The 24,089-nt window shown below is 71.9% G+C and carries 22 protein-coding genes; 14 read left to right on the plus strand and 8 right to left on the minus strand.

The window, feature by feature from the left end; all coding sequences use genetic code 11:
* Positions 1 to 64 precede the first annotated feature (64 nt).
* The 10 genes from ACFCY1_RS02475 (at position 65) to ACFCY1_RS02520 (ending at position 10,047) form a co-directional block, all read left to right on the plus strand.
* The gene (locus ACFCY1_RS02475) at positions 65 to 499 is read left to right on the plus strand and encodes a Rieske (2Fe-2S) protein (RefSeq protein WP_049649608.1); all 435 of its coding nucleotides are present in this window, start codon (positions 65 to 67) and stop codon (positions 497 to 499) included.
* Between the two features lie 84 nt (positions 500 to 583).
* The gene (gene uvrC, locus ACFCY1_RS02480) at positions 584 to 2,623 is read left to right on the plus strand and encodes an excinuclease ABC subunit UvrC (protein ID WP_117489951.1); all 2,040 of its coding nucleotides are present in this window, start codon (positions 584 to 586) and stop codon (positions 2,621 to 2,623) included.
* Between the two features lie 118 nt (positions 2,624 to 2,741).
* Positions 2,742 to 3,626, plus strand: coding sequence for an RNase adapter RapZ (gene rapZ, locus ACFCY1_RS02485; protein WP_234348205.1), 885 nt, complete (start codon positions 2,742 to 2,744; stop codon positions 3,624 to 3,626).
* Between the two features lie 63 nt (positions 3,627 to 3,689).
* Positions 3,690 to 4,787 (plus strand): uridine diphosphate-N-acetylglucosamine-binding protein YvcK, encoded by a 1,098-nt coding sequence (gene yvcK / locus ACFCY1_RS02490; protein WP_079271949.1) that lies wholly within the window; start codon positions 3,690 to 3,692, stop codon positions 4,785 to 4,787.
* Complete coding sequence (gene whiA / locus ACFCY1_RS02495; protein ID WP_049649611.1) at positions 4,778 to 5,758, plus strand: DNA-binding protein WhiA; 981 nt, start codon at positions 4,778 to 4,780, stop codon at positions 5,756 to 5,758. The genes yvcK and whiA overlap by 10 nt, the downstream gene beginning before the upstream one ends.
* Positions 5,759 to 6,064: 306 nt before the next feature.
* A complete protein-coding gene (gene gap, locus ACFCY1_RS02500; protein WP_049649612.1) occupies positions 6,065 to 7,072 on the plus strand; it encodes a type I glyceraldehyde-3-phosphate dehydrogenase in 1,008 nt (335 codons plus the stop codon).
* Between the two features lie 154 nt (positions 7,073 to 7,226).
* Complete coding sequence (locus tag ACFCY1_RS02505; protein WP_074001676.1) at positions 7,227 to 8,438, plus strand: phosphoglycerate kinase; 1,212 nt, start codon at positions 7,227 to 7,229, stop codon at positions 8,436 to 8,438.
* 6 nt (positions 8,439 to 8,444) lie between these two features.
* Positions 8,445 to 9,230: a triose-phosphate isomerase gene (gene tpiA / locus ACFCY1_RS02510; protein WP_049649614.1), complete on the plus strand. Its 786-nt coding sequence runs from the start codon at positions 8,445 to 8,447 to the stop codon at positions 9,228 to 9,230.
* A gap of 87 nt (positions 9,231 to 9,317) precedes the next feature.
* Positions 9,318 to 9,554, plus strand: a complete 237-nt coding sequence (gene secG / locus ACFCY1_RS02515) for a preprotein translocase subunit SecG (RefSeq protein WP_049649615.1) — start codon at positions 9,318 to 9,320, stop codon at positions 9,552 to 9,554.
* A gap of 205 nt (positions 9,555 to 9,759) precedes the next feature.
* Positions 9,760 to 10,047, plus strand: coding sequence for an RNA polymerase-binding protein RbpA (locus ACFCY1_RS02520; RefSeq protein WP_030238413.1), 288 nt, complete (start codon positions 9,760 to 9,762; stop codon positions 10,045 to 10,047).
* A gap of 96 nt (positions 10,048 to 10,143) precedes the next feature.
* Here the strand turns inward: ACFCY1_RS02520 and pgl are convergent, their stop codons facing one another.
* From pgl to tkt, 5 genes are all read right to left on the minus strand, one after another.
* Positions 10,144 to 10,932: a 6-phosphogluconolactonase gene (gene pgl, locus ACFCY1_RS02525; RefSeq protein ID WP_049649616.1), complete on the minus strand. Its 789-nt coding sequence runs from the start codon at positions 10,930 to 10,932 to the stop codon at positions 10,144 to 10,146.
* Complete coding sequence (gene opcA / locus ACFCY1_RS02530) at positions 10,929 to 12,029, minus strand: glucose-6-phosphate dehydrogenase assembly protein OpcA (RefSeq protein ID WP_117489956.1); 1,101 nt, start codon at positions 12,027 to 12,029, stop codon at positions 10,929 to 10,931. Before opcA ends, pgl begins: the two co-directional genes overlap by 4 nt.
* Positions 12,026 to 13,582, minus strand: a complete 1,557-nt coding sequence (gene zwf / locus ACFCY1_RS02535) for a glucose-6-phosphate dehydrogenase (protein ID WP_049649618.1) — start codon at positions 13,580 to 13,582, stop codon at positions 12,026 to 12,028. Before zwf ends, opcA begins: the two co-directional genes overlap by 4 nt.
* 61 nt (positions 13,583 to 13,643) lie before the next feature.
* The gene (gene tal, locus ACFCY1_RS02540) at positions 13,644 to 14,786 is read right to left on the minus strand and encodes a transaldolase (protein WP_074001674.1); all 1,143 of its coding nucleotides are present in this window, start codon (positions 14,784 to 14,786) and stop codon (positions 13,644 to 13,646) included.
* A gap of 88 nt (positions 14,787 to 14,874) precedes the next feature.
* Complete coding sequence (gene tkt, locus ACFCY1_RS02545; protein ID WP_375873241.1) at positions 14,875 to 16,974, minus strand: transketolase; 2,100 nt, start codon at positions 16,972 to 16,974, stop codon at positions 14,875 to 14,877.
* Between the two features lie 462 nt (positions 16,975 to 17,436).
* On the opposite strand from tkt, the gene ACFCY1_RS02550 reads away from it, so the two are divergent.
* Positions 17,437 to 18,384, plus strand: coding sequence for a heme o synthase (locus tag ACFCY1_RS02550; protein WP_074001672.1), 948 nt, complete (start codon positions 17,437 to 17,439; stop codon positions 18,382 to 18,384).
* Positions 18,385 to 18,449: 65 nt separating this feature from the next.
* Here the strand turns inward: ACFCY1_RS02550 and ACFCY1_RS02555 are convergent, their stop codons facing one another.
* Positions 18,450 to 19,091 carry a DUF2461 domain-containing protein gene (locus tag ACFCY1_RS02555; protein ID WP_049649621.1) on the minus strand — a complete coding sequence of 214 codons (642 nt, stop codon included), beginning with the start codon at positions 19,089 to 19,091 and terminating at the stop codon, positions 18,450 to 18,452.
* A gap of 73 nt (positions 19,092 to 19,164) precedes the next feature.
* Here ACFCY1_RS02555 and ACFCY1_RS02560 point away from each other — a divergent pair, with 73 nt between their 5' ends.
* On the plus strand, positions 19,165 to 19,491 hold the full coding sequence (locus ACFCY1_RS02560) for a hypothetical protein (protein ID WP_053111946.1): 327 nt from the start codon (positions 19,165 to 19,167) through the stop codon (positions 19,489 to 19,491).
* Between the two features lie 69 nt (positions 19,492 to 19,560).
* Here the strand turns inward: ACFCY1_RS02560 and ACFCY1_RS02565 are convergent, their stop codons facing one another.
* Positions 19,561 to 20,541: a heme A synthase gene (locus ACFCY1_RS02565; protein WP_074002120.1), complete on the minus strand. Its 981-nt coding sequence runs from the start codon at positions 20,539 to 20,541 to the stop codon at positions 19,561 to 19,563.
* A 258-nt stretch (positions 20,542 to 20,799) separates the two neighbouring features.
* On the opposite strand from ACFCY1_RS02565, the gene ACFCY1_RS02570 reads away from it, so the two are divergent.
* Positions 20,800 to 22,119, plus strand: coding sequence for a choice-of-anchor A family protein (locus ACFCY1_RS02570; protein WP_375873242.1), 1,320 nt, complete (start codon positions 20,800 to 20,802; stop codon positions 22,117 to 22,119).
* A 423-nt stretch (positions 22,120 to 22,542) separates the two neighbouring features.
* Entirely contained in the window at positions 22,543 to 23,217 is a 675-nt protein-coding gene (locus ACFCY1_RS02575) for an LAETG motif-containing sortase-dependent surface protein (RefSeq protein ID WP_181970706.1), read from the plus strand.
* 75 nt (positions 23,218 to 23,292) lie between these two features.
* On the opposite strand, the gene ACFCY1_RS02580 is transcribed toward ACFCY1_RS02575, so the two are convergent.
* Positions 23,293 to 24,069 (minus strand): ABC transporter permease, encoded by a 777-nt coding sequence (locus ACFCY1_RS02580; RefSeq protein WP_074001670.1) that lies wholly within the window; start codon positions 24,067 to 24,069, stop codon positions 23,293 to 23,295.
* Between the last annotated feature and the right edge of the window lie 20 nt (positions 24,070 to 24,089).

The raw sequence follows: 24,089 nt of genomic DNA on the forward strand, positions 1-24,089 counted from the left end.
GCGGGGTGGGCGCGACATAGACTTCCGTGGTCCCCGCAACAGCCGTACCCGTAGGAGCGCACCGATGTCCGAGGCCCCCGAGACCAGCCCCACCGCCTCCCGCCGCACCGTGCTCTGCGGGGCCGCGGCCGTCCTGGCGGCCGGCGGCACCGTGGCGGTCACCGGGTGCAGCTCCTCGTCCTCCGGTGGCAGCGCCCCCAAGGGCCCGGTCGACCTCGGCCCGGCCTCTGCCGTGCCGGAGGGCGGCGGCAAGGTCTTCCGCGAGCAGAAGATCGTGGTGACCCAGCCCACCGCCGGCCAGTACAAGGCGTTCAACGCCCGGTGCACCCACGCCGGCTGCCTCGTGGACCAGGTCAAGAACAACCAGATCCAGTGCCCCTGCCACGGCAGCCGGTTCGCCGTCACCGACGGCGCCGTGCAGGACGGACCGGCCTCCTCCCCGCTGCCCGCCTACACCGTCACGGTCGAGGCCGGCAACCTCAAGGTGACCCCGAGCTGACCGAGTTGAGCGCCTCCCGACCGCCACGGTCCCCCCTGACGATCTCCGCCCCGCGGCCCCGGCCCCACTCGGTACGGTGGACCCATGGCTGACCCGAGCACCTACCGCCCGGCGCCCGGTGCGATCCCGACCTCCCCCGGCGTCTACAAGTTCCGCGACGCCCACGGCCGGGTCATCTACGTCGGCAAGGCCAAGAGCCTGCGGCCGCGCCTGTCGTCCTACTTCCAGGACCTGGCCGGCCTGCACCCGCGCACCGCGACCATGGTCACCACCGCCGCCTCGGTGGAGTGGACGGTGGTCGCCACCGAGGTCGAGGCGCTCCAGCTGGAGTACTCCTGGATCAAGGAGTACGACCCGCGGTTCAACGTCAAGTACCGCGACGACAAGAGCTATCCGGAGCTCGCCGTCACCCTGAACGAGGAGTACCCGCGGGTCCAGGTGATGCGCGGGGCGCACAAGAAGGGCGTGCGCTACTTCGGCCCGTACGGGCACGCCTGGGCGATCCGCGAGACGGTCGACCTGCTGCTGCGCGTCTTCCCCGTCCGCACCTGCTCCAACGGCGTCTTCAAGCGCGCCCGCCAGGTCGGCCGGCCCTGCCTGCTCGGCTACATCGGCAAGTGCGCCGCGCCCTGCGTCGGCAAGGTCTCGGCGGACGAACACCGCGCGCTGGCCGAGGACTTCTGCGACTTCATGGCCGGGCGCACCGGCAACTACCTGCGCCGGCTGGAAGACGAGATGCAGGAGGCCGCCGCCGAGCTGGAGTACGAGAAGGCGGCCCGGCTGCGGGACGACATCGGCGCCCTCAAGCGCGCGATGGAGAAGAACGCCATCGTGCTCGCCGACGCCACCGACGCCGACCTGCTGGCCCTGGCCGAGGACGAACTCGAGGCCGCCGTGCAGATCTTCCACGTCCGCGGCGGCCGGGTGCGCGGCCAGCGCGGCTGGGTCACCGACAAGGTCGAGGACGTCGACACCGCGGGCCTGGTCGAGCACGCCCTCCAGCAGCTCTACGGCGGCGGCGAGTCCGTCCCGCGCGAGGTGCTCGTCCCCGCCCTGCCGGAGCCCGCGGAGCCGGTCCGCGAGTGGCTCGGCGGCCTGCGCGGCAGCCAGGTCGACCTGCGCGTGCCCCAGCGCGGGGACAAGAAGGACCTGATGGCCACCGTGCAGCGCAACGCCCAGCAGGCGCTGGCACTGCACAAGACCAAGCGCGCCTCCGACCTCACCACCCGCAGCCGCGCCCTCCAGGAGATCGCCGACGCGCTGGAGCTGGACTCCGTCCCGCTGCGCATCGAGTGCTACGACATCTCCCACCTCCAGGGCGAGGACGTGGTCGCCTCCATGGTCGTCTTCGAGGACGGCCTGGCCCGCAAGAGCGAGTACCGGCGCTTCCAGATCAGGGGCTTCGAGGGCCAGGACGACGTCCGCTCGATGCACGAGGTGATCAGCCGCCGCTTCCGCCGCTACCTCCAGGAGCGCGAGCAGACCGGCGAGTGGGCCGTCCCCGAGGAGGACGACCCCGACACCGCCGCCGGCGGCACCCGGGACGAGGAGGGCCGCCCCAAGCGCTTCGCCTACCCGCCCCAGCTGCTGGTCGTCGACGGCGGCCAGCCGCAGGTCGCCGCCGCCAGGCGCGCCCTGGACGAACTCGGCATCGACGACGTCGCGCTGTGCGGCCTGGCCAAGCGCCTGGAGGAGGTCTGGCTGCCCGGCGAGGACGACCCGGTGGTGCTGCCCCGCTCCAGCGAGGGCCTCTACCTGCTCCAGCGGGTCCGCGACGAGGCGCACCGCTTCGCGATCAGCTATCAGCGCAACAAGCGTTCCAAGCGACTCACCGCCGGGGAACTGGACTCCGTCCCGGGCCTCGGCGAGACTCGCCGCCGGGCGCTGCTCAAGCACTTCGGTTCGCTGAAGAAGCTCCGGGCCGCCACCGTGGACGAGCTCTGCGAGGTACCCGGCATCGGACGCCGCACCGCGCAGACTGTTGCGGAGGCGTTGTCGTCCCGTACACCCGCCGCACCCGCGGTCAACACCGCGACCGGCGAGATCATCGAGGACGGGGCCGAGCAGGCCGCCGGGCCGGTGGCCGCAGCACCCCAGACCGCACCATCCCAGGAGACGCCATGACGGCCGACGCCGCCCGTCAGCCGGTGTGCCCCGGCCCCGCCCGCCTGCCCGGGCCGGGGAAGGGCGGCCGAGCCGTACGCGTACTCCCCAGCAGAAAGACCGAGAGCGGGGAACCGAAGTGACCGTGTCAGACGTGGCCGAGAACGCGCCGGAGCTGGTGATCATCTCCGGTATGTCCGGAGCCGGCCGCTCCACCGCCGCCAAGTGCCTGGAGGACCTCGGCTGGTTCGTGGTGGACAACCTGCCGCCGGCCCTGATCCCGACCATGGTCGACCTGGGCGCCCGTTCCCAGGGCAACGTCGCCCGGATCGGCGTGGTCGTGGACGTCCGCGGCCGGCAGTTCTTCGACGACCTGCTCACCTCGCTGGACGAGCTGGAGAAGCGCGGCGTCCGGCTGCGGGTCGTCTTCCTGGACTCCTCCGACGAGGCGCTGGTGCGCCGCTTCGAGAGCGTCCGCCGCCCGCACCCGCTGCAGGCCGACGGCCGGATCGTGGACGGCATCGCCCTGGAGCGCGACCTGCTGCGCGACCTGCGCGGCGAGGCCGACCTGGTGATCGACACCTCCAACCTCAACGTGCACCAGCTGCGCGCCAAGCTGGACGCCCAGTTCGCCGACCACGACGAGCCCGAGCTGCGCGCCACCGTGATGTCCTTCGGCTTCAAGTACGGCTTGCCGGTCGACGCCGACCTCGTGGTGGACTGCCGCTTCCTGCCCAACCCGCACTGGGTGCCCGAACTGCGGGCCCGTACCGGCACCGACGCGGACGTCGCCGGCTACGTCTTCCAGCAGCCCGGAGCCAACGAGTTCCTGGACGGCTACGCCCAGCTGCTGCGCATCATCACCGAGGGATACCGCCGCGAGGGGAAGCGCTACATGACGCTTGCCGTAGGCTGCACCGGTGGCAAGCACCGAAGCGTCGCCATGTCCGAGCGTCTGACCAAGCGTCTCATCGCCGACGGAGTCGAGACGGTGCTCGTCCACCGTGACATGGGACGGGAGTAACCGCCGCCGCCCTGCCGGGCCCGCCGGCGGAGTGGTCGGCGGGCCGAGGAACGCGAGGTGAGTGTGGCGGGATACGTGCCCGGGCGGCAGCCGCAGAGCAGGACCGGTGACCGGGCGGGCAGCCCGGCCCGGCCCACGGCGCCGGGCCGTCCGCGCAGCAGTCCCGCCCGCGCCAACCCGGCCCCGAGGATCACCGCGCTCGGCGGCGGGCAGGGCCTGTCGGCCTCGCTGTCCGCGCTGCGCCGGCTCACCAGCGACCTCACCGCCGTGGTCACCGTCGCCGACGACGGCGGCTCCAGCGGCCGGCTGCGCGAGGAGCTGGGCGTGCTGCCTCCGGGCGACCTGCGCAAGGCGCTGGCCGCGCTGTGCGGGGACGACGACTGGGGCCGCACCTGGTCCGAGGTGATCCAGCAGCGCTTCACCGGCAACGGCGAGCTCGGCGGCCACGCCGTCGGCAACCTGCTGATCGTCGCGCTCTGGGAGAAGCTGGGCGACCCGGTCGCCGCGCTGGACTGGGTCGGCCGGCTGCTCAACGTGCAGGGCCGGGTGCTGCCGATGTCGGCGGTGCCGCTGGACATCGAGGCGACCGTCCGCGGCCACGACCCGGCGCGCCCCGGCGAGGTCACGGCCGTCCGCGGCCAGGCCGACGTCGCGGTCACCCCGGGCACCGTGCAGTCGATCCGGCTGCTGCCGGACGAGCCGCCCGCCGTCCCGGAGGCGGTCACCGCCGTCCGGGAGGCGGACTGGGTGGTGCTCGGCCCCGGCTCCTGGTTCACCAGCGTGCTGCCGCACCTGCTGGTGCCCGAGCTGGCCGCGGCGCTCACCGAGACCCGCGCCCGCCGCCTGCTCACCCTGAACCTGGCCCCCCAGCCCGGGGAGACCGAGGGCTTCACCCCGCAGCGCCACCTGGAGGTCATCGCCGACCACGCTCCGAACCTCGCGGTGGATGCGATCCTGGTGGACGAGCGCGCCGTCACCGGCGGGGCCTTCGGCCAGGCCGACCTGGACGGCCTGGCGAAGGCCGCCGAACGGATGGGCGCGGCTCTGGTGCTCGGCTCGGTGGCCCGCACCGACGGGACGCCGCGACACGACCCCGAGCTGTTGGCGGCAGCGTACGACCGGATTTTCCGGACACATGGAAGGATCGGGCCATGGCGATGACTCCAGCGGTGAAGGACGAGATCAGCCGGCTCCCGGTCACCCGGGCCTGCTGTCGCAAGGCGGAGGTGTCGGCGATCCTGCGGTTCGCGGGCGGGCTGCACATCGTGAGCGGCCGCATCGTGATCGAGGCGGAGCTCGACACCGGAGCGGCGGCACGGCGGCTGCGCAAGGACCTGCTGGAGATCTTCGGGCACTCCTCCGACCTGGTGGTGATGGCCCCCGGCGGGCTGCGCCGAGGCAGCCGCTTCGTGGTCCGGGTCGTCAAGGACGGCGAGCTGCTCGCGCGCCAGACCGGGCTCGTGGACGGGCGCGGACGCCCGATCCGGGGCCTGCCCCCGGCAGTCGTCTCCGGGGCCACCTGCGACGCCGAGGCGGCCTGGCGCGGGGCCTTCCTGGCGCACGGCTCGCTCACCGAGCCGGGCCGCTCCTCCTCGCTGGAGATCACCTGCCCCGGCTCCGAGGCCGCCCTCGCCCTGGTCGGCGCCGCCCGTCGGCTCGGCATCCCGGCCAAGGCCCGCGAGGTGCGCGGCGTGGACCGGGTGGTGATCCGCGACGGCGACGCGATCGGCGCCCTGCTGACCCGGCTCGGCGCGCACGAGTCGGTGCTCGCCTGGGAGGAGCGCCGGATGCGGCGCGAGGTGCGCGCCACCGCCAACCGGCTGGCCAACTTCGACGACGCCAACCTGCGCCGCTCGGCCCGCGCCGCGGTGGCGGCCGGCGCCCGGGTGGCCCGCGCGCTGGAGATCCTCGGCGACGAGGTGCCCGAGCACCTGGCCGCGGCCGGCCAGCTGCGGATGCAGCACAAGCAGGCCTCGCTGGAGGAGCTGGGCGCGCTCGCCGACCCGCCGCTGACCAAGGACGCGGTGGCCGGCCGGATCCGCCGCCTGCTGGCGATGGCCGACAAGCGGGCCTCCGAGCTGGGCCTGCCCAGCACCGAGGCGAGCCTCACCGACGAGATGGCGATGAACTGACGCCCACGGTCACACCCCGTGATCACGAAGGCCGGTGCCCGGACCCCCGGGCGCCGGCCGCGGTCGTTTCCGGACAGCCGCGACACTCCCGAATTGGTAGAGACCACTGAGCTGGGACCAACTGCCCGGCGGGCCAGGGCCGGACGGCCTGAAATGGGGTTTGGGGCACGCCACGCCCGGTCTCACCAGGCGGCGCGATGTGCCGTCCCAGGCCCCGGAGGGGTAGGGTCGTAGGCGGTCGGGGACTTCCCAAATCTCACCCCCGCCGGGCCTCGCGCCCGGCGTACCTAACGAGGAGATCGGTTCGTGACGATCCGGGTAGGCATCAACGGCTTCGGCCGCATCGGCCGCAACTTCTTCCGCGCGGTCAAGGCTCAGGGCGCGGACATCGAGATCGTCGGTGTCAACGACCTCACCGACACGAAGACCCTGGCTCACCTGCTCAAGTACGACACCACCCTGGGCACCCTCCAGGCCGAGGTCTCGCACACCGAGGACAGCATCACCGTCGACGGCCACACCTTCAAGGTGACCGCCGAGCGTGACCCCGCGAACCTCCCGTGGGCCGCCCTGGGCGCCGACATCGTCGTCGAGTCCACCGGCATCTTCACCAAGGCCGAGGCCGCGAAGAAGCACCTCGCCGCCGGCGCGAAGAAGGTCATCATCTCGGCGCCCGCCACCGACGAGGACGTCACCATCGTCCTGGGTGTCAACGACGAGAAGTACGACGCCGCCAACCACCACGTCATCTCCAACGCCTCGTGCACCACCAACTGCGTGGCGCCGATGGCGAAGGTCCTGAACGAGAGCTTCGGCATCGTCAAGGGTCTGATGACCACCGTCCACGCGTTCACCAACGACCAGGTGACCCTGGACTTCCCGCACAAGGACCTGCGCCGTGCTCGTGCGGCCTCGCAGAACATCATCCCGACCTCGACCGGTGCCGCCAAGGCGACCGCCCTGGTCCTGCCGGAGCTGAAGGGCAAGCTGGACGGCACCTCGCTGCGCGTCCCGGTCCCGACCGGCTCCATCACCGACCTGGTCGTGACCCTCGAGCGCGAGGTCACCAAGGACGAGGTCAACGCGGCCTTCCAGAAGGCCGCCCAGGAGGGCCCGCTCAAGGGCATCCTGGCCTACACCGAGGACCCGATCGTCTCCTCGGACATCGTGAACGACCCGCACTCCTGCATCTTCGACTCGCAGCTGACCATGGTCCAGGGCAACCAGGTCAAGGTGCTCGGCTGGTACGACAACGAGTGGGGCTACTCGAACCGCGTGGTCGACCTGGTCGGCCTCGTCGGCGGGCAGCTCTGACCTCGCGGGAGCTGACGTGATGTAGGGGCGAGGGCCTGGTCGGCGTACGGTGCCGACCGGGCCCTCGTTCCGCGCTCAAGGACTTCTCAGGCGGCCCCTGCGCCGTGCCGCCTCACTGCGCATCAACCATCTCCCCAGGAGAATCCGAATCCCCGTGAAGACCATCGAAGAGCTCATCGAAGCCGGTGTCGAAGGCAAGCGCGTCTTCGTGCGCGCCGACCTGAACGTGCCGCTGGACGGCCGCACGATCACCGACGACGGCCGCATCCGCGCCGTCGCGCCGACCATCGCCAAGCTGGCCGCGGCCGGCGCGAAGGTGGTCGTCGCCTCGCACCTCGGCCGTCCCAAGGGCGCGCCGGACCCGCAGTTCTCGCTCGCCCCGGCGGCCGAGCGCCTCGGCGAGATCCTCGGCAAGGGCGTCGCCTTCGCCACCGACACCGTCGGTGACAGCGCCGCGGCCACCGTCGCCGCGCTGGCGAACGGCGAGGTCGCGCTGCTGGAGAACCTGCGCTTCAACGCGGGCGAGACCAGCAAGGACGACGCCGAGCGCAAGGCCTTCGCCGAGCAGCTGGCCGCGCTGGCCGACCTGTACGTGGGCGACGGCTTCGGCGCCGTGCACCGCAAGCACGCCTCGGTCTTCGACCTGCCGGCCCTGCTGCCGCACGCCGCGGGCGACCTGATCGCCACCGAGGTCGGCGTGCTGAAGAAGCTCACCGAGGACGTGGCCCGCCCGTACGTGGTGGTGCTCGGCGGCGCCAAGGTCTCCGACAAGCTCGGCGTGATCGACAACCTGCTGGAGAAGGCCGACCGGATCCTGATCGGCGGCGGCATGGCGTACACCTTCCTCAAGGCCAAGGGCCACGAGGTCGGCATCTCGCTGCTCCAGGCCGACCAGATCCCGACCGTCCTGGAGTACCTGGCCCGGGCCGAGGCGCGCGGCGTCGAGTTCGTGCTGCCGGTCGACGTCCTGGTCTCCGCCGAGTTCCCGGACCTCAAGACCAAGGCCCCGGCGAACCCCTCGACCGTCGCCGCGGACGCCATCCCGGCCGACCAGGAGGGCCTGGACATCGGCCCCGGGACCCGCGAGCTGTACGCGGCCAAGCTGGCCGACGCGGGCACCGTGTTCTGGAACGGCCCGATGGGCGTCTTCGAGCACCCGGACTACGCGAACGGCACCAAGGCCGTCGCGCAGGCCCTGCTCGACAGCGACGCGTTCACCGTGGTCGGTGGCGGCGACTCCGCCGCGGCCGTCCGCATCCTGGGCTTCGACGAGACGAAGTTCGGGCACATTTCGACCGGCGGCGGCGCCAGCCTCGAGTACCTGGAGGGCAAGACCCTCCCCGGTCTCGCCGCTCTGGAGGACTGACAGCACATGACCGACCGTCTCCCGCTGATGGCGGGCAACTGGAAGATGAACCTCAACCACCTTGAGGCCATCCAGCACACCCAGAAGCTGGCCTTCGCGCTGGCCGACAAGGACTACGCGGCCGTCGAGGTCGCCGTCCTGGTGCCGTTCACCGACCTGCGCTCGGTGCAGACCCTGGTCTTCGGCGACAAGCTGAAGATCAAGTACGGCTCGCAGGACATCTCGCAGCACGACGGCGGGGCCTACACCGGCGAGGTCTCCGGCCCGATGCTGGCCAAGCTCCAGTGCACCTACGCGGTGATCGGCCACTCCGAGCGCCGCCAGTACCACGGCGAGAACGAGGAGATCGTCAACGCCAAGGTGAAGGCCGCCTACCGCGCCGGGGTCACCCCGATCCTGTGCGTCGGCGAGCCGCTGGAGATCCGCAAGGCGGGCACCCACGTCGAGTACACCCTGGCCCAGCTGGACGGCGGCCTGGCCGACGTCCCGGCGCACCAGGCCGAGTCGATCGTGGTCGCCTACGAGCCGGTCTGGGCGATCGGCACCGGCGAGGTGGCCACCCCGGAGGACGCGCAGGAGGTCTGCGCCGCCATCCGCGGGCGGATCGCCGAGCTGTACGACGCCGAGCTGGCCGGCAAGGTCCGGGTGCTGTACGGCGGTTCGGTGAAGTCGTCGAGCGCGGCCGGCCTGATGGCCAAGCCCGACATCGACGGCGGCCTGGTCGGCGGTGCCTCGCTGGACGCCGACGAGTTCGTCAAGATCGTGCGCTACCGTGAGCAGGCAGTAGGCTAACGCCGCCGCAGCAACGTAGGCTTTGGGGCCGGACCGCCGTACGCGGCCCGGCCCCTTCGCCGAAGATACGAGAGAGTTGGTCCCGTCGTGGTTCTCGGGTTCTCGATTGCCCTGATCATCTTCAGTCTGCTGATGATCCTTCTGGTGCTGCTGCACAAGGGGAAGGGCGGCGGCCTGTCCGACATGTTCGGCGGTGGCTCGATGTCCACCGGCGGCGGTTCGGCGGTGGCCGAGCGCAACCTGGACCGCATCACCATCGTGGTCGGCCTGGGCTGGTTCGCCTCCATCATCGTCCTCGGCCTGCTGATGAAGTCCTCGGTCTGACGTAACCCTGACGCCCCGTCGCCCGAGCGCCTATCCTGGGACGGTCGGGTGCGGAGGCGGTGGTGGCGGAGGCTTAACTCCTGCTTACACTAGGACGACTTTCGCCACCGACGCGCACCGCGGCGGGTCGGCGCACCAGTACGCAGGGAGTCAGACCGTGGCAAGTGGCAATGCCATCCGTGGCAGCAGGGTCGGGGCCGGCCCGATGGGCGAGGCGGAGCGCGGCGAGTCCGCCCCGCGCAACCGGATCTCCTTCTGGTGCGCGAACAAGCACGAGACCCGTCCCAGCTTCGCGGCCGAAGCGGCGATCCCGGACACCTGGGACTGCCCGCGCTGCGGCTTCCCGGCCGGCCAGGACCAGCACAACCCGCCGGCGCCCTCGCGCAACGAGCCGTACAAGACCCACCTCGCCTACGTCCGCGAGCGGCGCACCGACGCCGACGGCGAGGCGATCCTGGCCGAGGCGCTGGCGAAGCTCCGCGGCGAGATCTGAGCGGAGCGCCGGAGCGGAACGCAGCGGTCCGGACAGAACAGCGCGAAGGGCGCCCCCGTCGGTGACGGTGGCGCCCTTCGGCGTTGCCGGATCCGGTCAGGCCGAGGCCGGCGGGTAGAGCTGCGGCGGGATCCGCTCCGCGGCGGCGCGGTCCAGCAGCCACAGGGTGCGGCTGCGGCCGTACGCGCCGGAGGCGGGCGCCTGGAGTTCGCCGGGGCCGGACAGGGCCAGCGCGACCGCGCCCGCCTTGTCCTCGCCGGCGGCCAGCAGCCAGACCTCGCGGGCGGTGCGGATCGCCGGGAGGGTGAGCGAGACCCGGGTCGGCGGGGGCTTGGGGGCCCCGCGCACGCCGACCACGGTCAGCTCGGTCTCCCGGACGCCCGGGTGCTCGGGGAAGAGCGAGGCGACGTGGGTGTCCGGGCCGACACCGAGCAGCAGCACGTCGAAGGCCGGGACGCCGAGCCGGTCGCCCGGCCCGGCCGCCTTCGCCAGCTCCTCGGCGTAGCGGGCGGCGGCGGCCTCCACGTCCGAGCCGTCCACTCCGTCCGAGGCGGGCATCTCGTGCACCCGCGCCGGGTCGAGCGGGACGGCGTCCAGCAGCTCGGCGCGGGCCTGGACGGCGTTGCGCTCCGGGTCGGCGGCGGGCAGGAAGCGCTCGTCGCCCCACCAGAGGTCCAGCCGGCCCCAGTCGACCGCGTCGCGCGCCGGGGAGGCGGCGATAGCGGCCAGCAGGGCGTTGCCGTTGCGCCCGCCGGTGAGCACCACCGAGGCGCTGCCGCGGGCGGCCTGGGCGTCCACGATCCGGGTGATCAGCCGGGCCGCGGCCGCCTGGGCCATCAGCTCCTTGTCCCGGTGGACGACCAGCTGCGGGGTCGCGTTGGTCATGCGCCGTCCTTGCCGGTGCGCTTGCCGGCGGCCTTGCGGGCGGGCTTCTTCTCCGCCGTCCCGGCGGTCACCCGCTCGGGGTTGGCCACGGCCGCCTCGGCGGCCTCCTCGACGGCCTCCTCCGCGACCTCGCGGGCGACCTGCTCGGCCGCCGCGGTCTCGGCGTTGGACGGCTCGTGCAGCCGGTCGACGGGCGTGCGCACGGCCGTCGCGTAGATGTCGTCCGGGTCCAGGCGGCGCAGCTCCTCGGCGATCAGCTCCGAGGTCTCGCGCCGCTTGAGCGCCACCTGGCGGTCCGGCGAGCCGGGCATGGAGAGCGTGCCCAGCAGGCCGTCCGGGCGGTCCAGGGTGATGTCCCCGTCCTTGGTGCGCAGGTGCACCGCGGTGATGCCGGGGCCGTTGGTGACGACCCGCTCGACGGGCACCTGGAGCCGGTTGGTCAGCCAGAGGCCGAGCAGCTCGACGCTGGGGTTGTAGGACTCGCCCTCGACCACCGCGGAGACGATCGTGGACGGCCGCTGGTCCAGCGCGGCGGCCAGCATCGAGCGCCAGCCGGTGACCCGGGTCCAGGCCAGGTCGGTGTCGCCCGGGGTGTAGCTCTGCGCGCGCTGGGCGAGCTGGCCGACCGGGGACTCGGCGGTGACGGCGTCGGTGATCCGGCGCTGGGCGATCGAGCCCAGCGGGTCCTGCGCCGGGTGGTGCGGAGCGTTGTCCGGCCACCAGACGACGGTCGGGGCGTCCGGCAGCAGCAGCGGCAGGACCACCGACTGGGCGTGCGCGGCGAGTTCGCCGTGCATCCGCAGGACGACCGTCTCGCCGGAGCCGGCGTCGGAGCCGACCAGGATCTCGGCGTCCAGCCGGGTCTCGGCGCGGGCCCGGGGCGAGCGCCCGGCGCGCTTGATCACCGCGAGGGTGCGCATCGGGTGCTCGCGGGAGGCGTCGTTGGCGGCCTTGAGGGCGTCGTAGGCGCTGCCCTCGTCGGTCACGATCACCAGGGTGAGCACCATGCCGGCGGCGCCTGAGCCGCGGGCCCGGCGCGCCTCCATCAGCGCGGCGTTGATCTTGCTGGACGTCGTGTTGGTGAGGTCGATCTTCATGGCCGGCGCCAGCTCCTGCCGTCTCGTGCGAGCATCTCGTCCGCCTCGACGGGACCCCAGGTCCCCGCCGCGTACTGGGCGGGCTTGCCGTGGGTGTCCCAGTACTTCTCGATCGGGTCGAGGATCTGCCAGGAGAGCTCGACCTCCTGGTGGCGCGGGAACAGGTTGGCGTCGCCGAGCAGCACGTCGAGGATGAGCCGCTCGTACGCCTCCGGGCTGGACTCGGTGAAGGACTCGCCGTAGGCGAAGTCCATCGTGACGTCCCGCACCTCGAAGGAGGTGCCCGGCACCTTGGAGCCGAACCGCACCGTCACGCCCTCGTCCGGCTGGACCCGGATGACCAGGGCGTTCTGCCCCAGCTCCTCGGTCGCGTAGGAGTCGAAGGGCAGGTACGGGGCGCGCTGGAAGACGACCGCGATCTCGGTGACCCGGCGGCCCAGGCGCTTGCCGGTGCGCAGGTAGAACGGGACGCCCGCCCAGCGGCGGTTGTTGATCTCCAGCTTGATGGCCGCGTAGGTGTCGGTCTTGGAGTCGGGGTCGATGCCGTCCTCGTCCAGGTAGCCGACGACCTCCTCGCCGCCCTGCCAGCCGGCCGCGTACTGGCCGCGCACGGTGTGCCGGCCGAGGTCGGCCGGGAGCTTGACGGCGCTGAGCACCTTGAGCTTCTCGGCCACCAGCGCCTTCGGGTGGAAGGAGGCGGGCTCCTCGATGGCGGTGAGCGCCATCAGCTGGAGCAGGTGGTTCTGGATCACGTCACGGGCGGAGCCGATGCCGTCGTAGTAGCCGGCCCGGCCGCCGATGCCGATGTCCTCGGCCATGGTGATCTGCACGTGGTCGACGTACGACCGGTTCCAGATCGGCTCGAACATCTGGTTGGCGAAGCGCAGCGCCAGGATGTTCTGGACCGTCTCCTTGCCCAGGTAGTGGTCGATCCGGAAGACCTCGTCCCGGGGGAAGACCTCGTGGACGACCTTGTTGAGCTCCTGAGCGCTCTCCAGGTCGTGGCCGAAGGGCTTCTCGATGACCGCGCGGCGCCAGGAGCCCTGCGGCGGGTCGGCCAGGCCGTGCTTCTTGAGCTGCTGGACGACCGTCGGGAAGAACTTCGGCGGGACGGACAGGTAGAAGGCGAAGTTGCCGCCGGTGCCCTGGGCCTTGTCCAGCTCCTCGATGGTCTCGCGCAGCTTGTCGAAGGCCTCGTCGTCGTCGAAGGTTCCGTGGACGAACCGCATGCCCTTGGCGAGCTGCTGCCAGACCTCCTCCCGGAACGGGGTGCGGGCGTGGTCCCGGACGGCGTCGTGGACCTCCTTGGCGAAGTCCTCGTCGTCCCACTCGCGGCGGGCGAAGCCGACGAGGGAGAAGCCCGGCGGAAGCAGACCGCGGTTGGCCAGGTCGTAGATGGCCGGCATCAGCTTCTTGCGGGACAGGTCGCCGGTGACCCCGAAGATGACCAGACCGGACGGCCCCGCGATGCGCGGGAGCCGTCGGTCGGAGGGGTCACGAAGCGGGTTGACGGGGGCGGGCGGGAGGTCGTCCGCGTCCGATTCCGGAGTCAACTCGGGGAAATCAGTGCTCACTTGATGGGCTCCGCTTTCGTGCGCTGGCTGTGAGCAGGGGTCACTTCTCGTCGGCGAAGGAGGCGAGCGAGGCGGTGACGGTGTCGAGCAGCTCGTTCCAGGACTGCTCGAACTTCTCGACGCCCTCGTCCTCCAGGAGCTGGACGACGTCGTCGTAGTCCACGCCGGCGGCGGCGATCGCGTCCAGCACGGCCTTGGCGTCGGCGTAGTTGGGGACGATCGTGTTGCCGGTGACCACGCCGTGGTCGCCGGTGGCCTCCAGGGTGGCCTCGGGCATCGTGTTGACGGTGCCGGGGGCGACCAGCTCGGTGACGTACAGGGTGTCCGGCAGGGCCGGGTCCTTGACGCCGGTGGAGGCCCACAGCGGGCGCTGCGGCTTGGCGCCGGCGGCCTCCAGGGCGGCCCAGCGGGCGCTGCCGGCGGTCTTGCCGTCGACGCTGCCGAAGACCTCCTCGTACGCCTGGTAGGCGAGGCGGGCGTTGGCCAGTGCGGCCTTGGAGCGCAGGTCCTTCGCCTCGCCGCCGATCTTGTCCAGGCGCTTGTCGATCTCGGTGTCCACGCGGGAGACGAAGAAGGAGGCGACCGACTCGATCTGGGAGAGGTCCAGGCCCTTGGCCTTGGCGGTCTCCAGGCCGGTCAGGTAGGCGTCGATGACGGCCTTGTAGCGCTCCAGCGAGAAGATCAGCGTGACGTTGACGCTGATGCCCTTGCCGATGACCTCGGCGATCGCGGGCAGGCCGGCCTTGGTGGCGGGGATCTTGATGAAGACGTTCGGGCGGTCGACCAGCCACCACAGCTGCTTGGCCTCGGCCACGGTGGTGGCGGTCTCGTGCGCCAGGCGCGGGTCGACCTCGATGGAGACCCGGCCGTCGCGGCCGTTGGAGGCGTCGTAGACCGGGCGCAGCACGTCGGCCGCGTCGCGCACGTCCGAGGTGGTGATCATGCGGATCGCCTCGTCGGTGGTGACCTTGCGGACGGCGAGGTCGCGCAGCTGGCCGTCGTAGGAGTCGTCGCCGGAGCCGGCGATGGCCTTCTGGAAGATGGTCGGGTTGGTGGTCACGCCCACCACGTGCTTGTTCTGCACCAGTTCGGCCAGGTTGCCGGAGTTCAGCCGCTTGCGGCTGAGGTCGTCCAGCCAGATCGCAACGCCTTCGTCGCTGAGGCGCTTCAGTGCGTCAGTCATGGTGCTTCAGTCCCTTGTTCTTGCTTCGTGGGGTGGTCGGGAGGGGGTCGCGTGCCCGCGTGCGGGCGGGCACGCGGCCCGGGGGCCGCTAGCGGTTGACGGCCTCGAGGGAGCGCAGGGCGTTGTGGGCCTCGGCCACCACGCGCTCGGTGGTGATGCCGAACTCCTCGAACAGCACCTTGTAGTCGGCGGAGGCGCCGAAGTGCTCCAGCGAGACGATCCGGCCGTGGTCGCCGACCAGCTCGCGCCAGCCCTGGGCGATGCCGGCCTCGACCGAGACGCGGGCCTTGACCGACGGCGGCAGCACGCTGTCGCGGTAGGCCTGGTCCTGCTCCTGGAACCACTCGAAGGACGGCAGCGAGACCACCCGGGTGGCGATGCCCTCGGCCTCCAGCGCCTCGCGGGCCTGGACGGCCAGCTGGACCTCGGAGCCGGTGCCGAGCAGGATCACCTGCGGGTCGCCGGTGGAGGCCTCGGCCAGGATGTAGCCGCCCTTCGCGGTGCCCTCGGCGGAGCCGAAGACCTCGCGGTCGAAGGTCGGGACGCCCTGGCGGGTCAGCGCCAGGCCGACCGGGCCGGGGTGGCTGGTGTGGCGCTCGACGATGGTGCGCCAGGCGACGGCGGTCTCGTTGGCGTCGGCCGGGCGGACCATGGCCAGGCCCGGGATGGCGCGCAGCGAGGCCATGTGCTCGACCGGCTGGTGGGTCGGGCCGTCCTCGCCGAGGCCGATCGAGTCGTGCGTCCACACGTAGGTGACCGGCAGCTTCATCAGCGCGGCCAGGCGGACGGCCGGGCGCATGTAGTCGGCGAAGACCAGGAAGGTGCCGCCGTAGACCCGGGTCTTCCCGTGCAGGGCGATGCCGTTCATGGTCGAGCCCATGGCGTGCTCGCGGATGCCGAAGTGGATCGTCCGGCCGTACGGGCTCGCCGACTTCAGCGGGTTGCCCTCGGGCAGGAAGGAGCTGTCCTCGTCGATGGTGGTGAGGTTGGACTCGGCGAGGTCGGCCGAGCCGCCCCACAGCTCCGGGATCACCGCGCCGATCGCCTTGAGGGTGTCGCCGGAGGCCTTGCGGGTGGCGACGTCCTTGCCGGCCGGGAAGGACGGGACGGCCTTCTTCCAGCCCTCGGGCAGCTCGCCGGCCTCGATGCGGTCGAACTCGGCCGCGCGGTGCGGGTTGGCGGCGCGCCAGGCCTCGAAGCCCTGCTGCCACTGGTCGCGGGCGGCCTTGCCGCGCTTGATGACCTGGCGGGCGTGCCCGATGACCTGGTCGCTGACCTCGAAGGTCTTCTCCGGGTCGAAGCCCAGGACCTTCTTGGTGGCGGCGATCTCGGCGGCGCCGAGCGCGGAGCCGTGGGCCTTGGCGGTGTTCTGGGCGTCCGGGGCCGGCCAGGCGATGATCGTCCGCATCGCGATCATCGACGGGCGGGAGGTCTCGGCCTTGGCCGCGGCCAGCGCCTCGGCCAGGGCGGCCACGTCGATGTCGCCGTTGGACTTCGGGGTGACGCGCTGGACGTGCCAGCCGTACGCCTCGTAGCGCTTGAGGACGTCCTCGGAGAAGGCGGTCTCGGTGTCGCCCTCGATCGAGATGTGGTTGTCGTCGTAGACGGCGACCAGGTTGCCCAGCTTCTGGTGGCCCGCCAGCGACGAGGCCTCGGCGGAGATGCCCTCCTCCAGGTCGCCGTCGGAGACGATCGCCCAGATCGTGTGGTCGAAGGGGGACTCGCCGGCCGGGGCCTCCGGGTCGAACAGGCCGCGCTCGTAGCGGGCGGCCATCGCCATGCCGACCGCGTTGGCGATGCCCTGGCCCAGCGGGCCGGTGGTGGTCTCCACACCCGCGGTGTGGCCGTGCTCGGGGTGGCCGGGGGTACGGCTGCCCGCGACGCGGAAGGCCTTCAGGTCGTCCAGCTCCAGGCCGTAGCCGGCGAGGTAGAGCTGGGTGTAGAGCGTCAGGCTGGTGTGGCCGGGGGAGAGGACGAAGCGGTCACGTCCGACCCAGGACGGGTCGGTCGGGTCGTGGCGCAGGAACCGCTGGAAGATCAGGTACGCGGCCGGGGCCAGCGACATGGCCGTCCCGGGGTGTCCGTTACCGACCTTCTGGACAGCGTCCATGGCCAGGACGCGCGCCGTGTCAACGGTGCGCTCATCCAGATCGGTCCACTCGAATGCGTTCGTCGGCGCAGTGCTCACCCTGTCTCAGGGCTCCTTCCATTGTGAAGAGTGACCCCGTGAATGGGGACCGGGTCGGCCACGGCGCTGTGGTCCCGACGCTGGGGGGTGCCGGTCACGGAGGGTAGATCCCGCTTCTGTCCGCGAGCCTACCGTCCGGGGTGCGGCTCACCCTCCGTGCTGGGACAACCGGCAATTCCGCATGCAGATTCCCACTGGAGCGGTGCGGATGGATTTGTCCCAGACTCTCCCGGTTCGCGCCGTCGCGCCGCTCCGGTGGTCAGGACGGGCTAGCGGACCCGGCGGAGGCGCTCGACGGCCCCGCCCGGGCGGTTCACCCGGGGGTGTGCGTTCCGCCTCGCCGGGGGACCCCGGAGCCGGATGGGATATATGGAACGTCTATGGTGTCGTGGTACGCGCAGAGCGGACGATTCGGGACCCTTCGTTCCTGTGGACGCCTGCGAAGATTCATCTTCAGTTGGGGTGTTAGTGACCGCCGTCGAAACCCGTCCCGCCGGGGTCACCGGGGCGACTCCTGCGCACCGGCCGTTCGGGGCCCGTGTCGGCGCGTTCGTCGCATTGACCAAGCCGCGGATCATCGAGCTGCTGCTGATGAGCACCGTGCCGGTGATGTTCCTGGCCCAGCAGGGCGTGCCGAACATGCTGTTGGTGCTGAAGGTCGTTGTCGGCGGCTACCTCTCGGCCGGCGGCGCCAACGCCCTCAACATGTACATCGACCGCGACATCGACGCGGTCATGTCGCGCACCGAGCGGCGTCCGATCGTCACCGGGATGGTGTCGCCGCGCGAGGCGCTGGTGTTCGGCATCGTCCTCGCCGTCGTCTCCACCCTGCTGCTGGGCTTCGGGGTCAACTGGCTGTCGGCCTGGCTGGCGCTCGGCGCGCTGCTGTTCTACGTGTTCGTCTACACGCTCGGGCTCAAGCGGCGCACCTCGCAGAACATCGTCTGGGGCGGCATCGCCGGCTGCATGCCCGTCCTGATCGGCTGGTCCTCGGTGACCAACTCGGTGTCCTGGGCCGCGGTGATGCTGTTCCTGGTCGTGTTCTTCTGGACGCCGCCGCACACCTGGGTGCTGTCGATGAAGGTCCGCGACGACTACGAGCGGGCCGGCGTGCCGATGCTGCCGGTCGTCAAGGGCAACGTGGCGGTCGGCAAGCAGGTCGTCGCCTACTCCTGGGTGATGGTGGCGGTCTCGCTGGCGGTCTGGCCGCTGGGCCACATGAGCTGGCTGTACCCGGTCGCCGCGGTGCTGCTGGGCGGGGCCTGGCTGCGCGAGGCGCACGCGCTGTACGGGCGGGCCAAGGCCGGGATCGTGGGCGCGAAGCTCAAGGAGATGCGGCTGTTCCACTGGTCGATCACCTACCTGTCGCTGCTGATGGTGGTCTGCGCGATCGACCCGTTCGTGAAGTAGAGGCTTACGAAGCAGAGGCTTACGCGAAGAGCCCCGGTCCAGGCGGACCGGGGCTCTTCGCGTTCTCAGCGGGCGGGCAGCTCGGAGGGGCCGACGTGGCCGTCCAGCCAGTCCCGCAGCGGCTGGGAGGCGTGCAGGAAGCCGGCGATCCGGGTGTGGGCGGCGCGGGTGCCCAGCCACTTCGCGGGCTCCCACTCCTGCCAGGCCACCAGGCCCTTGTGGCGCAGCAGCCCGATCCGGGGGTGGTCCTTGGGGTAGCCGCGCGGGGCCGACTTGAGGGAGTCCCGGCCCACGACCAGCGGGCCCTGCTGCTCCACCCGGGCGATCACCCGCTCCAGCTCCGCACCGGTGACGTCCTCCGCGACGGCGGCGCGGTAGCGCTCCAGCTGGTCGGGGGCGAGCTGGTAGAGGCCGTTGCCGCAGGCCAGACCGTCGGCGGAGAGCTGGATGTAGCCGCCGCTCTCCAGATGGGCGCCGATGTGGGTCTTGTACGGGGACTTGTCGGCGCTGAACCGGACGTCGCGGTTGGGCCGGAAGATCTTCCCCGGCCCGAACTCCGGCTCCAGTTCGGCGAGCAGCAGCTCCATCGGGGCCCGGACGACGCCGTCGTAGACGTCCTTGTGGGCCTGCCAGAAGGTCTTGGAGTTGTCGGCTTCCAGGTGCTCGTAGAAGTCGAGCGCCTCGGCCGGCCAGCCGGAGAAGGTCACCCCTCCAGTATGTGGCCCGGTGCACAGGGCGCTCCCGTCGCCAGCGGCGCTACCGGTGGGTAGCATGCGGGGCATGAGCAGCGCAGAGACCGCCACCGCCGCGCCGGACGCCCGCACCGAGCGCCGCGCCAAGCGCATCGCCAAGCACCTCACCAGCTTCGCCCGCGAGCACGGGGGCGGCGACGCCGTCGTCGAGTACGTCGGCTCCGTGGCCACCCGCATCGTGGTCGTCGGCGCGGACGGCGCCTGGGGCGACCAGGTCGCCCCCAGCTACGCCGTGGGCAAGCGCGCCGCCGAGCTGGCCGGGCTGACCCTGCACGACGACTTCGAGGGCGAGCTGGGCCTCAAGGTCAAGACCGGCGCGTACGAGTGGAAGCGGATGGCCGGCATCCAGATCTGACCGCGTCCCGGTACGACGAACGGCCCGGTTCCCCCACGCGGGGGAGCCGGGCCGTCGGCGTGTGCGCGGTCAGACCGAGGCGGGCTGCGGGGTCTGGGCGGGGAGCTGGTCGGTGACCGCCTCGGCGCCGCGGGTGCGCAGGGCGAGGGGGACGCGCAGGGCGGCGATCCAGGTCAGTGCCGCGAGGAGCATGTGGAGGCCGACCATCAGCTCGGGGGCGTCGGTGAAGTACTGGATGAAGCCCAGGACGCCCTGGAGGAGGAGGACGGCCAGCAGCTCCTTGGTGCGGGACCTGGCCGCCTGGGGGGCCTTCACGGCGGCGAGGACGAAGATCACCGCGATGGCCAGGCCCACGGACACGAACGCGAAGTCGGCGTGGAACTGGGCGAGGCGGTCGTAGTCGATCGGGATGCGCGGGACGATCTTGTTGTCCTTGGGCGTGCCGGGGTGGTGGCCGGCGCCGGTCACCAGGGTGCCGGCCGCGACGAGCAGGCCGATCACGGTGACCAGGACGTAGGACAGCTGGTGGACCGGGCGGGGCACCACGAGCGTCGGCGGGCCGTCGCCCTCCTTGGACCGCTCCCACATCAGCAGCGCGACCCAGACCAGGGCCATCGCGGCGATCATGTGCAGCGCCACGGTGTACGGGTTGAGGCCGGTCAGCACGGTGATGCCGCCGAGCACGGCGTTGCTCATCACCAGCCAGAACTGGGCCCAGCCGAGCCGGGTCATGCTGTGCCGCCAGGGCCGGTGGCAGCGGGCGGCCAGGATGGCCCAGCCGACGGCGGCGCTCAGCACGTAGGTGAGCATCCGGTTGGTGAACTCGACGATGCCGTGGAAGCCCATCTCGGCGGTGGGCGTCAGGCTCTCGTCGGTGCACCGGGGCCAGGTCGTACAGCCGAGGCCGGAGGCGGTGAGGCGGACGGCGCCGCCGGTGACGACGATCACCACGCTCATCACCAGCGCGGCGAACGTGGCACGCCGGACCATCTCGGCGGATGGCTGCCAGCGCTCGGCGAGCAGGGAGAAGGGATTAGGCACGCGGTCAATCGTAGGCGGCCTTACAGGCGATCTTGGGGCGGGGCACGGGCCGCGCGGCGGTGTGGCGCGGGTGGTGCGGCGGGAGGCGGCGGAGCCGGCGGGCGGCGACACGCTGGGGTGCGACACGCGGACAAACCGGGGTGGTTCGGTCAAGGAGGTTATTGGTCTTGACCAATCACCCGTTTGGCCGAAAGAGTGCGGATTGGTCCATACCTTTTTGAGGACCCCTCCCCCCATCTACGCCCGCACGCAAGCGGAGACCTGCACATGCGCATACCCATTTCCGCCGCCGCGCTCGCGGTAGGCGGCTCGCTCGCACTGGCCGGGCTCGTCGCGCCGGCCGCCCAGGCCGTCGGCACCGACCAGGAGTGCCGCAGCCTCGGGGTCGCCAACCTCTACGGCGAGTTCATCGAGGGCGACGACACCCACACCCCCGACGCCGAGGGCGCGGTCGCGGTCGGCGGCAACGCCGACTTCACCGGCGGCTTCTCGGTCGGCCAGGAGCTCACCCAGGCCCAGGTCGACGCGCTGCCGGGCAAGAACGCCCTGGTCGTGGCCGGCAAGCTCACCGGCCACAACACCCAGGTGATGAAGGGCAACGGCGTCTTCGGCTCCAAGGCCGACGGCGCGGTGGCCCAGGCCCACGCCGGCACCGTCAACCAGGGCCCCTCGCCGATCGACTTCAAGGCCGAGTTCGCCAAGCTGCGGGCCGCCGCCACCTCGCTGGCCGCCGTCCCGCAGACCGCCGGCGCCACCGTCCAGGCCGAGGGCGGCAAGCTGACGCTCACCGGCGGCGACGCGAAGTACAACAGCTTCACCGTCGACGCGGCGAAGCTGCAGGGCGCCAAGGACGTCTACCTCAAGGTGCCGGCCGGTTCGGTGACGGTGGTCAACGTCACCGGCGGCTCGTACGACATGGCGGCGGCCGGGACCACCGGCTTCCACCTGTGGGACGAGGGCAAGAAGGCCTTCGTGCTGGACGACAAGCTCCAGAGCGCCGCGGGCGGGGCGATCCGGTCCAGGCTGCTCTGGAACTTCCCGACCGCCACCAAGGTGGTCAAGAACAGCCAGGCCGCCTGGGCCGGCACCGTGCTCGCGCCGAACGCCGCCTTCGACCTCGGCAGCGGCGGCCCGGTCAACGGCTCGGTGATCGCCGCCTCGCTGACCGGCAAGGGCGGCGCCGAGACGCACCACTACCCCTTCGCCGGCTGCCTGCCGGGCACCACCGTCCCGACGCCGTCCGGCACCCCGACGGTGCCGCCGACCGTCCCGCCGACCGTGCCGAGCGGCTCGCCGTCGGCCACGCCGAGCGCGTCGACCGCCCCGAGCGGTTCGGCGAGCCCCTCGGGCGGCCCGTCCGCGTCGACGAGCGGCAAGCCCGGCGCGAGCGGCAGCCCGTCGGCCGGCGGCTCGACGGCCGCTCCGACGGCCTCGGGCAGCCCGTCCGCCCAGCCGGACGCCGGGGGCAACCTGGCGCACACCGGTTCCGGTCCGGTGCTGCCGCTGGCGATCGGCGGCGCGGTCGTGCTCGCGGCCGGCGGCGCGATCGTGGTGGCCGCCCGGCGCAAGGCGGCCCGGAAGGCCTGAACCGGCTGAGCCCGCGATCCGGACGGGAACGCCGGAAAGGCGGGCGCGTCGGAGGCACGGGAGTGTCGGAAAGAACGGAAAGGTCGGAAACGACGGAAAGGCCGGAATGGCCCGGCGTTCGTCGGCTGACCGAATCGGAGCCCTCGGTGATTGAACCTGATCACCGGGGGCTCCGTTCTTCCCTGAAGTGGCGAAGTCCATTCAGGTTTGCCGAATCCGCGTTCTGCGAGGTGACGGCTGTGATGGGCTGGCCCAAGCACATCGGAAGACGGACGGACAGTCGATATCCGGTCGTGCGGCGGGGTGTGGCGGGGTGTGGCGGGGTGCGGGAGTGCCGGTAGAGTCCCCCGGACAGTCGTAGCGGGCCACCGCGTACCACTCAACACGCCTGCTGCGCACGACCGTTCGGAGGGGAACAAAGTAATGGCGCGACAGCAGCGGCACTTCGCGATCGGCGCGACGGCACTCGCCGGCACGGCTGCGGCCGGTTTTCTCCTGCCTCTGGCACTGGCCACCAATGCCTCGGCGCACGTGCCGAGTTGGTCGGTGACCTGCGACAAGATCGTGATCGATCTGATCAACTACAGCCCCAAGGCCGACGTGAAGAACACCGTCAGCCTCACCATCGACGGCGAGAAGGTCCTGGACGCCAAGGCCTTCCCCGCGGAGTTCCACGGCTCCTTCCCGGTGAAGGACCACGATGCCCCGATCAAGGCGAACCTGGTGGTCACCACCACGGAGAACCCGAACGAGAAGGGCTGGAACATCAACGAGACCAAGACCATCGAGCCGTGCCACACGCCGACTCCGACCCCGACCCCCACCAAGACCCCGACCCCGACTCCCACCCCGACGCCGACCGTGACCCCGAGCACCCCGCCGCCGGTCACGACGCCCCCGGCCACCCCGACCCCGTCGGTGACCCACACCCCGAGCAAGACCCCGACCCCGTCGCCCTCCGCCAGCGCGCCGGCGCTCGCCCAGACCGGTAGCAGCGACGCGACCCCGATGATCGCGGCGGCCGGCGGCGGCGTGCTGCTGGTCGGCGGCGCGCTCGTGCTGCTCGCCCGCAAGCGCCGTGGCGGCAGCGAGAGCTGACGCCCGGTCAGTCGACAACGGCAACGCCCCCCGGCCGCCAAGTGGCCGGGGGGCGTTGTGCGTTGCCGCCGCCGGTCACTCCCAGCGGAAGAAGCGGGCGGCCGCGGCCAGGCCGAGCACCGACCAGCCGGCCAGGATGCCGAGGTCCGCCCACGGCACCCCGGCGCCGGCCTGGAGCACCGACCGCAGGCCGTCCGAGAGCGCCGAGATCGGCAGCAGCTCCAGCACCGGGCGCACCGCGTCGGGGAACCTGCCCAGCGGCACGATCACCCCGCCGGCGAGCAGTAGCAGGATGAACACCAGGTTGGCGCCGGCCAGGGTGGCCTCGGCCTTCAGGGTGCCGGCCATCAGCAGGCCGAGCCCGGAGAAGGCGGCGGTGCCGAGGACCAGCAGCGCGGCGACCGTCAGCGGGTTGCCGTGCGGGGACCAGCCGAGGGCCAGGGCGATCACCGACAGCAGCGCGACCTGCAGCGCCTCCGTCACCAGGACGCAGCCGGTCTTGGCGGTCAGCAGCGCCCAGCGCGGCAGCGGGCTGGCGCCGAGCCGCTTCAGCACGCCGTAGCGGCGCTCGAAGCCGGTGGCGATGGCCTGGCCGGTGAAGGCGGTGGACATCACGGCCAGCGCGAGCAGGCCGGGGGCCAGGAAGTCGACCCGCTTGCCGGGGCCCTCGACCGCGACGATGTCCACGGCGGAGAACAGCACCAGCAGCACGGTCGGGATGACCACGGTGAGCAGCAGCTGCTCGCCGTTGCGCAGCAGCATCCGGGTCTCGAACGCGGTCTGGGCGAGCAGCATCCGGCCGACGGGCGCGGGGCCCGGCTTGGGGGAGTAGTCCGTCGTGGCGGCGCTCATGGTTGCCTCACTGCGTTCGC

Origin of the sequence: Kitasatospora sp. NPDC056273, from assembly GCF_042268845.1 — a bacterium.
In the GTDB taxonomy this organism is placed as follows: domain Bacteria; phylum Actinomycetota; class Actinomycetes; order Streptomycetales; family Streptomycetaceae; genus Kitasatospora.

Bases quoted from the DNA above. Each gene is read 5' to 3' on its own strand.
- ACFCY1_RS02475 (WP_049649608.1), top strand. From the start codon at position 65: ATGTCCGAGGCCCCCGAGACCAGCCCCACCGCCTCCCGCCGCACCGTG.
- uvrC (WP_117489951.1), top strand. From the start codon at position 584: ATGGCTGACCCGAGCACCTACCGCCCGGCGCCCGGTGCGATCCCGACC.
- whiA (WP_049649611.1), top strand. From the start codon at position 4,778: ATGGCGATGACTCCAGCGGTGAAGGACGAGATCAGCCGGCTCCCGGTC.
- tpiA (WP_049649614.1), top strand. From the start codon at position 8,445: ATGACCGACCGTCTCCCGCTGATGGCGGGCAACTGGAAGATGAACCTC.
- ACFCY1_RS02520 (WP_030238413.1), top strand. From the start codon at position 9,760: ATGGGCGAGGCGGAGCGCGGCGAGTCCGCCCCGCGCAACCGGATCTCC.
- pgl (WP_049649616.1), bottom strand. From the start codon at position 10,932: ATGACCAACGCGACCCCGCAGCTGGTCGTCCACCGGGACAAGGAGCTG.
- opcA (WP_117489956.1), bottom strand. From the start codon at position 12,029: ATGAAGATCGACCTCACCAACACGACGTCCAGCAAGATCAACGCCGCG.
- tal (WP_074001674.1), bottom strand. From the start codon at position 14,786: ATGACTGACGCACTGAAGCGCCTCAGCGACGAAGGCGTTGCGATCTGG.
- ACFCY1_RS02560 (WP_053111946.1), top strand. From the start codon at position 19,165: ATGAGCAGCGCAGAGACCGCCACCGCCGCGCCGGACGCCCGCACCGAG.
- ACFCY1_RS02570 (WP_375873242.1), top strand. From the start codon at position 20,800: ATGCGCATACCCATTTCCGCCGCCGCGCTCGCGGTAGGCGGCTCGCTC.
- ACFCY1_RS02575 (WP_181970706.1), top strand. From the start codon at position 22,543: ATGGCGCGACAGCAGCGGCACTTCGCGATCGGCGCGACGGCACTCGCC.
- ACFCY1_RS02580 (WP_074001670.1), bottom strand. From the start codon at position 24,069: ATGAGCGCCGCCACGACGGACTACTCCCCCAAGCCGGGCCCCGCGCCC.